The organism is Gammaproteobacteria bacterium (assembly GCA_040183005.1).
Classification (GTDB): Bacteria; Pseudomonadota; Gammaproteobacteria.
This window is the reverse complement of the sequence record JAMPIW010000002.1, coordinates 149,334-161,044: the sequence shown is the minus strand read 5'-3', so window position 1 is coordinate 161,044 and position 11,711 is coordinate 149,334. Positions and strand designations below refer to the sequence as shown.

7 protein-coding genes are annotated in these 11,711 nt (G+C 56.8%); 5 read left to right on the top strand and 2 right to left on the bottom strand.

Annotated elements, in window-relative coordinates:
* Window positions 1-2: 2 nt before the first annotated feature.
* Both tviB and M3A44_02240 read right to left on the bottom strand, forming a co-directional pair.
* A complete protein-coding gene (gene tviB, locus M3A44_02245; GenBank protein ID MEQ6340484.1) occupies window positions 3-1,280 on the bottom strand; it encodes a Vi polysaccharide biosynthesis UDP-N-acetylglucosamine C-6 dehydrogenase TviB in 1,278 nt (425 codons plus the stop codon).
* A 71-nt stretch (window positions 1,281-1,351) separates the two neighbouring features.
* On the bottom strand, window positions 1,352-2,689 hold the full coding sequence (locus M3A44_02240) for a UDP-glucose/GDP-mannose dehydrogenase family protein (GenBank protein MEQ6340483.1): 1,338 nt from the start codon (window positions 2,687-2,689) through the stop codon (window positions 1,352-1,354).
* A 444-nt stretch (window positions 2,690-3,133) separates the two neighbouring features.
* Here M3A44_02240 and M3A44_02235 point away from each other — a divergent pair, with 444 nt between their 5' ends.
* The 5 genes from M3A44_02235 to M3A44_02215 all read left to right on the top strand — a co-directional run bounded on the left by M3A44_02235 (window position 3,134) and on the right by M3A44_02215 (window position 11,701).
* Complete coding sequence (locus tag M3A44_02235) at window positions 3,134-4,504, top strand: TIGR03013 family PEP-CTERM/XrtA system glycosyltransferase (GenBank protein MEQ6340482.1); 1,371 nt, start codon at window positions 3,134-3,136, stop codon at window positions 4,502-4,504.
* A gap of 172 nt (window positions 4,505-4,676) precedes the next feature.
* The gene (gene prsK, locus M3A44_02230; GenBank protein ID MEQ6340481.1) at window positions 4,677-6,812 is read left to right on the top strand and encodes a PEP-CTERM system histidine kinase PrsK; all 2,136 of its coding nucleotides are present in this window, start codon (window positions 4,677-4,679) and stop codon (window positions 6,810-6,812) included.
* Window position 6,813: 1 nt separating this feature from the next.
* Window positions 6,814-8,190, top strand: a complete 1,377-nt coding sequence (prsR, locus tag M3A44_02225) for a PEP-CTERM-box response regulator transcription factor (GenBank protein ID MEQ6340480.1) — start codon at window positions 6,814-6,816, stop codon at window positions 8,188-8,190.
* Between the two features lie 85 nt (window positions 8,191-8,275).
* Entirely contained in the window at window positions 8,276-11,071 is a 2,796-nt protein-coding gene (gene prsT / locus M3A44_02220; GenBank protein MEQ6340479.1) for a PEP-CTERM system TPR-repeat protein PrsT, read from the top strand.
* A 72-nt stretch (window positions 11,072-11,143) separates the two neighbouring features.
* Entirely contained in the window at window positions 11,144-11,701 is a 558-nt protein-coding gene (locus tag M3A44_02215; protein MEQ6340478.1) for a Uma2 family endonuclease, read from the top strand.
* Window positions 11,702-11,711 lie beyond the last annotated feature (10 nt).

Sequence of the window (11,711 nt, the reverse complement as noted above, 5' to 3'; positions counted from 1 at the left end):
ACCTACAATCTGCCATCCACCTGGTCGGCAGGCAGAATATACTTCACATCGAACAGTATCGCATCCGGTTTGCCCAGCGCGCGAATTTTCTCTACGCCCATTTCGCGGAACTGGTGATGGGCCACCGCGAGGATAATCGCATCATACTTGCCGGGTTCGAGTGTCGTGACTGGCGTGATGCCATATTCGTGCACGGCCTCGGCGGGATTGATCCACGGGTCGTAGACATCGACATTGGCCGAGTAGCTTTGCAGCTCGTTGATGATGTCGGTCACTTTGGTATTGCGCAGGTCCGGGCAGTTCTCCTTGAAGGTCAGCCCCAGCACCAGCACATTGGAATTGGCGACATGGACGCGGCGCTGGATCATCATCTTGATCACGCGCTGCGCCACATAGGGACCCATGCCATCGTTGATGCGGCGTCCGGCGAGGATGACTTCGGGCAGGTAGCCGATTTCCTGAGCCTTATGGGTCAAATAGTAGGGATCTACGCCGATGCAGTGGCCGCCTACCAATCCGGGGCGGAACGGCAGGAAATTCCATTTGGTGCCCGCCGCCTCCAGCACCTCCAGCGTGTCGATACCGAGCCGGTTGAAGATCAGGGCCAGCTCATTGATCAGGGCGATATTCACATCGCGCTGGGTATTTTCGATAACCTTGGCGGCCTCGGCGACACGGATGCTGCTCGCTTTATGGGTGCCCGCCGTGATGATGCGTTTGTAGAGGCTATCCACAAAATCAGCCACATCGGGCGTGGAGCCGGAGGTGACCTTGAGGATGTTGACGACACGATGCTGCTTGTCGCCAGGGTTGATGCGTTCCGGGCTATAACCAGCAAAGAAGTCCTGGTTGTATTTCAGGCCGGAAAGGGCTTCCATGATCGGCACGCATACTTCTTCGGTGGCGCCCGGGTAGACTGTCGATTCAAAGATCGTGATGTCACCCTTTTTGAGCAGTTTTCCTAGGGTCTGGCTGGCCTTGACGAGCGGGGTGAGGTCAGGACGCTTGTGTTCGTCGACGGGCGTGGGCACGGTGACGATATAGACATTGCAAGCCGCCAGGTCGGACGGGTTGGTGGTGTAGCTGAGCTGGCTGGCCTGCGCCAGCTCATGGGAGTCTACTTCCAGTGAGCTATCCTTGCCCGCCCTGAGCTCGGCAATGCGCGCCGGATTGATGTCCAGCCCTACCGTTGGGAATTGTTTACCGAACTCCACTGCGAGCGGCAGTCCGACATAGCCCAGGCCGATCATGCCAATTTTTGTCTGGTTCAGGTCAGGCATGTGATTTTCCTCGGATCTTTTTTGAATGAATTTCATGTGGTGCGTGGGAGGCACCCTACGTTCTGGTTTGATTACGACTGAATGCTTGCGCCGCGCCCAATTGCGTAATAGGTAAATCCCTCTTTGGCCAGCATCTGCGGATCGTAAAGATTACGCCCATCGAAGATTAGCGGCTGCTTGAGCGTAATCTTAATCTTGCTGAAATCCGGGCTGCGGAATGACTTCCACTCGGTAACCAATACCAGCGCATCGGCACCTTCCAGCGCGGTGGCAGGTGATGTGCAGAGCACAAGATCAGGGCGATCGCCATAGATGCGGCGCGCTTCGTCCATAGCTTCCGGGTCATGGGCCTGAACGCGCGCGCCATGCGCCCACAAGGCTTCCATGAGCGTGCGGCTGGAGGCGGCGCGCATGTCGTCGGTGTTGGGCTTGAAGGCTAGACCCCACAGCGCAAAGGTACGGCCCTTTAGATCGCCGTTAAAGTGCTTCTCGATTTTCTGGAACAGCACTTCCTTCTGGCGGTGGTTCACCGCCTCCACGGCACGCAGCAGCTCGGCCTGATAACCGACTTGCGTGGCGGTGCGCTCCAGCGCCTGCACGTCCTTGGGGAAGCACGAGCCGCCATAACCGCAGCCGGGATAAATGAAATGATAGCCGATGCGCGGATCGGAACCGATACCGATACGCACCTGTTCGATATCCGCGCCCAGGCGTTCGGCGATATTTGCCAGTTCGTTCATGAAACTGATTTTTGTCGCCAGCATGGCGTTGGCTGCATACTTGGTCAGCTCCGCCGAGCGGATGTCCATCACCACCAGGCGCTCGTGACTGCGATTGAACGGTGCATACAAGGCGCGTAGCAGCTCCGTGGTGCGAGGATTGTCCGTGCCGATGACGATGCGGTCCGGTTTCATGAAATCGTCCACCGCCGCGCCTTCTTTCAGGAATTCGGGGTTGGAGACGACATCGAATTCGACATTCTGGCCGCGCGCCGCCAGAGCACTTTGCAGGGTGCCGCGTACCCTGTCCGCCGTCCCAACGGGAACAGTGGATTTGTTCACCACAACCCGGTAGCTATCCATGTGTTCGCCGATGCTTTTGGCGACCGCCAGCACGTATTGCATATCTGCGGAGCCGTCTTCGTCGGGCGGCGTGCCGACGGCAATGAACTGGAACAGGCCGTGCGCCACACCCGCAGCAATATCGGTAGTGAAGGCCAGGCGGCCCGCCTGGGCGTTGCTGTTGACCATGGCTTCCAGGCCAGGCTCGTAAATGGGCAGCTTGCCTTGTTTGAGCATATCGATCTTGCGCGCATCGATATCGACGCACAATACGTCATTACCGACGTCCGCCAGGCAGGCGCCGGTGACAAGACCAACGTAGCCAGATCCGAAGATAGTGATTTTCATGGTATTATGCCAATAGTTTGGGTTGCTGGGGCGCTACGATACCAAAGTAAAAGGCCGCCGTCATTTGCAAAACTGCATCAGACTTAATCTTACAGGGACTGTAAATTTCAGCTTACAGTCCGATATCATATACACATTATAATCTACGCGGGATTATATACCCTGTAAGGGCGGCGCGCAGCCACCGTGAAGGCATTGCGCCCCATTGTCCCCTTTACGGGGATTTACGGGCGGGACAAGTGGCGCGACGCGAGGAGGTTTGCGCCATAACGCTTCAGTCGAAAAATTGAAGTTAAGAAAATGTAGCGTGGCACATACTTAAAGAGCCAATGCACAGAAAAAGCCATGGATGGACTCCATCATGAGTCCTCTTTGAAACACCAAGCCCATTTTTTGAATCTGGATTGATGCACGGCGCCTATGGTCCGACTATTTAGACATTACGTGCCCCATACATTCTTGCTGCTTGGGGTATTCGAGGCTGCGATCCTGATATTCTCTATCTATGTCGGCGCATCACTGCGTGTTGGCGTCGAGGGCGGGACACTTGGCGATATGCAACCGCTCATGCCCAAGGCGCTGCTGTTTGCCTTCGTCATGGTGTGTGTGATGACAGCAGTGGGCCTGTATAAGGCCAATCTCCGCGATGGCATGGTGGGGATGCTGCTGCGGATCGGCATCAGCATCCTGCTTGGCGTGGGGGTGATGAGTCTGGTTTTCTACATCTTTCCCTCCCTGTTTCTGGGGCGCGGCGCATTCGGCCTGTCGTTTGCCGTTGCGTTAATGGGCATCATCCTCGCCCGCATAACGTTTTTTAAAATTGTTGACCAGGATGCGCTGCAACGGCGCATCCTGGTGTTGGGCTCGGGCAAGCGCGCAGGACAAATCTCCCGGCAATTGCGCAGAAAGGTTGATCGGCGAGGGTTCGCGATCCTGGGTTATGTGCATATCCCGGGTGAACACAGCGTGATCGATGCGCAACATATGCTTCACCTCGATGTACCACTGCTGGAATATTGCGACCAGCATCAGATCGATGAAATCGTTGTCGCCGTCGAGGATCGGCGCAAGGGATTCCCGGTGCATGAGCTGTTGGATTGCAAGATGAGCGGCATCGAGGTTGCGGATATGCTGACTTTCTTCGAGCGCCAGACGGGCAAGATCCGACTGGATCTTCTGCACCCGAGCTGGTTGATTTTCTCCGATGGTTTCCTTACCAACTCTGTTCGTGAGTTTAACAAGCGGGTTTTTGACGTAATGGCCAGCGTGCTGATCCTGGCGTTGACATGGCCCATCATGATTCTGACCATCATTGCAATCCTGATGGAAAGCCGTGGCTGTGGACCGGTTCTTTATCGTCAGGTGCGAGTGGGTCAGAACTGGGAGTTGATCGAGGTCCTGAAGTTCCGCAGCATGTGTGTGGATGCGGAGAAGGACGGCCCGCAATGGGCAGGCAAGAATGACAGCCGGATCACGCGAGTTGGCGCTTTTATCCGCAAGACACGCATTGATGAACTGCCGCAATTGCTGGGTGTGCTGAAGGGTGACATGAGCTTTGTTGGCCCCCGTCCGGAGCGCCCGGTATTCGTCGAGCAACTGTCCCAGTCGATCCCCTATTACGCCGAGCGTCACCGTGTCAAACCGGGCATCACTGGCTGGGCGCAGATCCGTTATGCTTACGGCTCATCGGAAGAAGACGCTGTTGAAAAGCTGCAATATGATTTGTATTACGTAAAAAATCACAGTCTGTTTCTGGATCTGATGATCCTGTTCCAGACTGTCGAGGTGATTCTCTGGGGCAGAGGCGCCCGTTAATTGTACTGTGTCACAAAGCGATCAAGGGATGCAGTGCAAGGCAAAATCGGGCGAAAAAGCGGAGTTTACATGTAGTCTGCCGCTTCCCGGCCCCGCATGTTGAGTCCGATTTTAACGCCGCAATGCGCCCTTCAGTGCTTTGTGACACAGTACAATTAGCGGAGTATCCACAATGCTCAATATCGGTGTGCTCAGCTACACCGCCGCCGCACTGATGTTTCTGGTGCTGTCGCTATTGCTGCTGACCAGTTGGCGCGGTCGGCTGCAGGGCGCATTGCTGGTCTTCGCGTCCCTGTTTACAGTGGCATGGGCGGCCATGGCGGCCTGGCACGCCGAGCTGGATTACCCGCCCTCCCTGACGCTTCCGGCAGTGGAGATAGCGCGCAACGCCGTTTGGTTTGCATTCCTGGTCAGATTGTTATATCCCGCACAGCAGGCCGGCCCGATGCCCTTGCGGCTGCGCTGGCTCGCAGCAGGGCTGGCGGGGCTGAGTTTGGCTCTCCTGTCAATGGTCATCTACCCGTCATTGACCGGCTTTTCCAGTGATGTGGATCTGCGCATGTTCGGCCACGTCCTGCTGGCCGTGGCCGGGCTAGGCTTGGTTGAACAGGTGCTCCGCAACACACCTGCCGAGCAGCGCTGGGCCATCAAGTTTCTCAGCATGGGTGTCGGCGGCATGTTTGCCTATGATTTTTTCCTGTACTCGGACGCGCTGCTTTTCAAGCAGATCGACGCGCACCTGTGGGATGCGAGGGGCATGATTACGGCACTGGCCGTGCCGCTGATCGCCGTCTCGGCGGCGCGCAATCCGCAGTGGTCGCTGGATGTGGCGGTCTCGCGCGGGTTCGTCTTCCACACGGCCGCGCTAATGGGGGCAGGGATCTATCTGCTGGTCATGGCGGCTGCCGGCTATTACATCCGCATCTATGGTGGAAATTGGGGCGTGGTGGGCCAGGCGATTTTTCTGTTTGGCTCGGCAGTGGTGTTGCTGGCGATAGTTTCTTCTGGTCAGGTGCGCGCCCGCTGGAAGGTGCTACTCAACAAGCATTTTTTCAGTCACAAATACGATTACCGTGAGGAATGGCTGCGGTTTATCCGCACCTTATCCAATGGTGAACCAGGCCAACAGCAGTCAGCGGCAACCCAGGAACAGGCCATCCGGGCGCTGGCACAAATAGTCGACAGCCCAGCAGGCATACTGTGGTGGCGAAGCAAGACTGCCGGTGACACCTTTGCTCACTTTGCACCCTTGGCACGCTGGAACATGCCTTCAAGCGCAGGCGCCAGTGAGCCTGTGGAGGGTTCACTGGCACGCTTCTTGGAAGCGCGCCAGTGGATCATTGATCTGGGCGAATACGCACATCGCCCCGAATCCCACGAGGGACTGGTGATACCGCAATGGTTGCGTGACCTGCCTCAAAGCTGGCTGGTGGTGCCGCTGATTCTGGATCAGCAGCTATGTGGCTTCATGATGCTGGCGCAGCCGCGCGCCGCGCGGCAGATCAACTGGGAAGACCGCGACCTGCTCAAGACCGCAGGCTATCAGGCAGCCAGCTTTCTTTGTCAACTGGAATCTGCTCAGCGCCTTTCGGAATCGCGCCAGTTCGAGGCCTTCAACCGGCTTTCCGCGTTTGTTGTACATGACCTCAAGAATCTGGTGGCGCAGCTTTCACTGGTGGTATCGAATGCGCAAAAACACAAACATAACCCGGCATTCATGGAAGATGCGATAAATACGGTGGAGCATGCGGCGGCAAAGATGAACCGGATGCTTGCCCAGTTGCGCGCAGGAAATCTCCAGGCGCATACTGCAATCAAGTTTGACCTTGACACACTATTGCGCGAAGTCATTGAGGCGCGGACACACTCCAAGCCTGCGCCATCGCTGGAAATAGCCGAAACGGGTTTGCGCGTACTGGCAGATCGCGACCGTCTTGCCGCCGTTTTCGGCCATATCGTACAGAATGCGCAGGAGGCAACCCCCGCAGATGGCTATGTGCGGGTACGGCTGAAACGTGAGGGTGCCCAGGCCATCCTGGAAGTGGAGGACAGCGGCCATGGCATGGATGCCGAGTTCATCCGCAAGCGCCTCTTCCAGCCGTTTGAAACCACCAAAGGCAATATGGGCATGGGTATCGGTGTCTATCAGAGCCTCGAACTGGTGCGTGAATTAGGTGGTGATATCGAAGTTGTCAGCCAGCCGGGCGAGGGCAGTCTGTTCCGTATCATGCTCCCTTTGCCGTTTTTCCGGCAGGAAGATGCGCAACTCGAACAATTAGAAAAAAAAGCCGTACAAGGGAGGGTATAACATGAGTCCGTCAAGCAAGACATTGTTGATAGTCGAGGATGATCCAGGCTTGCAAAGCCAGTTGCGCTGGTGTTTTGATAGCTTCGAAGTGGTGACCGCAGGCGACCGCGAAAACGCCCTGGCGCAGGTGCGCCATCATGAACCGGCAGTGGTGACTCTGGATTTGGGCTTGCCTCCCGACCCCGGCGGCGCCAGTGAAGGACTGGCGACGCTCAGGGACATCCTCGTCATCGCGCCGGGTACCAAGGTCATTATGGTCACCGGCAATGATGATCGAGAAAACGCCGTGCGGGCGATAGGGTTGGGAGCGTATGACTTTTATCAAAAACCCATCGACCCAGAGATCCTCTCGCTGATTGTAAACCGCGCCTTTTCTTTGCACAGCCTGGAAGAGGAAAACCGCCAGTTGGTGGCCGCGCAGCAACAGAAAAATTCGCCATTGCAAGGCATACTCGCCTCTAGCCCCCAGATGCTCAAGGCGTGTTCCACAGTGGAAAAGGTCGCGCCCACCAATGTCACTGTGCTGATACTGGGGGAAAGCGGCACCGGCAAGGAACTGCTTGCCCGTGCCCTGCATGAACTCAGCCCTCGTGTTATGCAGCGCTTTGTCGCCATCAACTGTGCCGCGATACCCGAAGCCCTGCTTGAAAGTGAGCTGTTTGGTTACGAAAAAGGCGCCTTCACCGGCGCCACAAAACAAGTAAAAGGAAAGGTCGAGTATGCCGAAGGAGGGACGCTGTTCCTCGATGAGGTGGGCGATCTACCCATGTCGTTACAGGCTAAATTGCTGCGATTTTTGCAGGAACGGGTGATTGAGCGGATCGGCGGGCGCGGAGAAATCGCGGTAGATGTGCGCGTGGTATGCGCAACGCACCAGGACGTTCCGGTGCTGGTGCGCGCGGGGAAATTCCGCGAGGACTTGTATTATCGGATCAGTGAGCTGACCATCACCATCCCCCCCCTGAGGGAACGGGACGGGGATGCCGTGCTGTTGGCGCATGCCTTTGTAGATAAATTCAGCCGCCAGCAAGGAAAACCGCAGCGCACCTTGAGCAAAGAAGCACTGGCAGCAATCGAGGCTTACCATTGGCCCGGCAATATCCGGGAATTGGAAAACCGCATCAAGCGCGCGGTGATCATGAGTGAAGGCGTTCAGATCGGCGTGGAAGATCTTGAGCTGACACCCCCCGCCACCTCGAATAATGAGGAACCGATCATACTCAACTTACGCGAGGCGCGCGACAACGCCGAACGCCAGGCATTGCAGCGGGCGCTGCGCTGGTTTGATGGAAATGTCTCGCATGCAGCGGAAATACTCGGCGTTAGCCGCCCGACATTGTATGATTTGATGAATAAATACCAGATAAAACTAAAGTAGCGGAAAACCGCTGTTAACCGCCCCATATATTTGGGCAACCTGCACATAATTATGGCGCGCTACATAGATAGACAGAGATAATATCATGAAAAAGCACAACAAAAAACGGAAAAGCGCGATTGTTTTGGGGCTGGCATTGATCGCGATGGGGAATCACCCAGCATATGCCGACGATAGCCAAAAACTGATTGGAGAAGCCCAAAGCTATCTGCAAAAAGGCGACACCAAGGCCGCAGTTATCCAGCTCAAAAATGCCCTCCAGCAAAATCCTGACAATAAAGAAGCGCGCTTCATGCTGGGAGAGGTTTACCTGAAACAGGGTGATGGCGCTTCCGCCGCGAAGGAGCTAAAACGCGCCAAAGACCTCGGCATGGCGGACGACAAGGTTCTCATCCCACTGGGCAAGTCCTACCTGCTGCAGGGGCGCTACGAAGCCGTTCTGGATGAAATCAAACCGCCTGCCGGGGCCTCGGCGGATATCAAGGCCGGCATCGCAGCCCTCCAGGGGCATGCCCAGCTCGCCTTGGGCAAGGCGGCACAAGGCAAGGAAAAGTACAATGAAGCACTGCAAAACCACGCCGATTTTCCAGATGCTCTGCTAGGGCTGGCCCGCATTGCTGCTGCTGTGGATAAAGATACGGCAGGTGCGAGCGGCCTTGTAGACCGGGCACTCAAGGCCGATCCGCAAAACATCGACGCGTGGCTGATGAAGGGCGATCTGCAAAGGACCGCCGGCCACCATGCCGAGTCCTTGCAAAGCTTTCAGAAGGTGCTACAGCTTGATTCGAACAATCTTTCCGCCTACTTGGGTCGTGCCATTGAACAAATCGCATTAGGCAAGCCCACCGAAGCGAAGAAGGACATCGACACGGTACGCAAACGCGCGCCCAATCACCCGCTCGCCAATTATCTGGCCGCGGCCATGGCATTCCAGGAAAAGAACCTCACCGCTGCCCAGGATTATCTCCAGCAGGTGCTGAAGATAGCGCCGGGGCATCTGCCCAGCCTGCTGCTCATGGGTAACATCCATTACGCCCAGAACCAATTCGAGCAGGCAGAGGATGAGTTGTCGCGCTATGTGAAAGCGCTGCCCGGCAATGTTGCCGCCCGCAAACTGCTCGCCGCTACCCTGATGAAGCTCAAGCGCCCGCAGGATGCAGTCAAGGCACTCGAACCTGCTCTCAAGGACAACGCCAAAGACCCGCAATTACTGGCCCTGCTGGGCAGTGCCTATTCACAGGGCGGCGATCTGAACAAAGGCACCGATTACCTCGAACAGGCCGCCAAGCTCGCGCCCAATGCCGCAGCGATACGCACCCAATTGGCCGTAGGGCATCTCGCGGCGGGTGAGACCGAACTGGCCGTCAAGGAACTGGAATCCGTCGTCGACCTGGGCAAGGAACCCATGCAGGCGGATGTCCTGCTGGTGCTTGCCCACCTACAGAAAAAGAACTTCGACAAGGCCCTTGCCGTCGCCCAGAATATGGCCAGGAAAGACACCAATAACCCCGTGCCCTATAACCTGATGGGCGCCGCCTACCTGGGCAAAAAAGACTTGGCCTCAGCGCACAAACAATTCGAGCAAGCCATAAAGATTCAGCCCAAATTCAGTCCGGCCCAAATGAATCTGGCGCAGATCGACCTGCAACAGGGCAAACCCCAGCAGGCCGAACAGCGTTACAAGGATATCCTCAAATATGACGACAAAAATGTCGGCGCCATGGTGGCGCTGGCCGGCCTGTCGGCACGCGCGGGCAAAGAGAAAGAGGCCTTTGGCTGGCTGGAAAAGGCCAGGGAAAAGAACCCCAAGGCATTGGAGCCTGCCCTGCTGCTGATTAATGCTTATCTGCAACAGAACCAACCCCTCAAGGCCTTGAGCATCGCGCGCGATGTCCAGGATGAGCATGCCGACAATCCGATTGCCCTGCAAGCCCTGGCTCAGGCGCAACTGGCAGCGGGCGAAACCAGCAGCGCCCTGTCCAGCTACCGCAAGCTCACCGAGAAGCTGCCCAAATCACCCCAGGCTCAGTACCTGCTCGCACAGGCCCAAATGAAGTCGAAAGACTCCAAGGCCGCCGCCGCCAGCCTGAACAAGGCACTCAAAGTGGATCCCAATTTCCTGCCCGCCTCCGTGGCCTTGGCTGAGCTGGAACTCCAGGATAACCGCCCTCAAGAAGCCCTGGGCATCGCACGGCAGATCCAGAAACAACAAGACAAATCCCCGGCAGGGTACGAGTTGGAAGGCAATATCCACATGCGCACCCGTGCCTATGCCGATGCCGCCAAGGCCTATGCCACCGCCTACCAGCGCGGCAAGAGTGGAGGGATGGCGGTGAAGATGTCCGGTGCCCGCAAGCAAGCCGGCGATAGCGCCGGAGCCTATCAGGCGCTGATCCAATGGCTCGCCGAGCACCCCGATGACGCCGGTGCGCGCACCGTGCTGGCCAGCACCTACCAGTCGGACGGCAAACGCAAAGAGGCCATAGAGCATTATCAGAAGGTGCTTACGACGCAGCCTAAAAATGCCGCCGTGCTCAACAACCTCGGCTGGGTCTATTATGAGCAGGGCGATCCGCGCGCCCTGGAATACGCCGAAAAGGCTTACAATCTGGCAAAAGACCAGCCTGCCATTATGGACACCTTCGGCTGGATCCTGGTACAGCAGGGGCAGGTAAAGCGCGGTCTGGAGCTGCTTCAGTCCGCCACAGCCAAATCTCCTGAATCACCGGATATCCGTTATCATCTGGCCGTGGCACTGGATAAATCAGGCCGCCGCCAGGATGCGCGCAAGGAACTGGAACGGCTGCTTGAGCGCAACAGCGACTTTAGCGAAGCGGCAGCGGCAAAGTCACTGCTGAATCGCCTCAAATCAGGAGGTTAAGCTGTAATTTGCCCTCCCATCGCCTTGTGGCTATGATATTCCCACTAAATTGACCTCATGAGGTAGTCGAGCATGACTCTGCACGCCCATTTATCACCCCTGAGCATCGCTGATTATCTGGAAGGCGAACTGCGCAGCCAGGTGCGCCACGAATACGTGGCGGGGCGCGTATTTGCCATGGCGGGTGCCAGCGAGACGCATAATCTGATCGCCGGAAACCTTTATACGGTATTACGCGCCCACCTGCGGGGTGGGGGCTACCGCACCTTTATGTCCGACATGAAGGTGCGTGTGGAAAAGATGCAAGCATTTTATTATCCCGATGTGCTGGTAACATGCGATCCTGATGATATCGAGCAATACCATAAATCCCGGCCCTGCCTCATTATTGAAGTCCTCTCACCCGCCACAGAGACTATTGACCGGCGCGAGAAACTGCTTGCTTATCAGGTGCTGGATAGTCTCAAAGAATATGTGCTGGTGACCCAGGATCGCATGCAAGTCGAGGTCTACCGTCGAGACGGTGCGGACGGATGGTGGGTGGATACCTATACCGGTGGCGAAGGGGTTCATCTGGAGTCAGTGGGCCTCACGCTGTCAATAGCTTCCGTGTACGAGGACGTGCTGTAGATTGGAACCC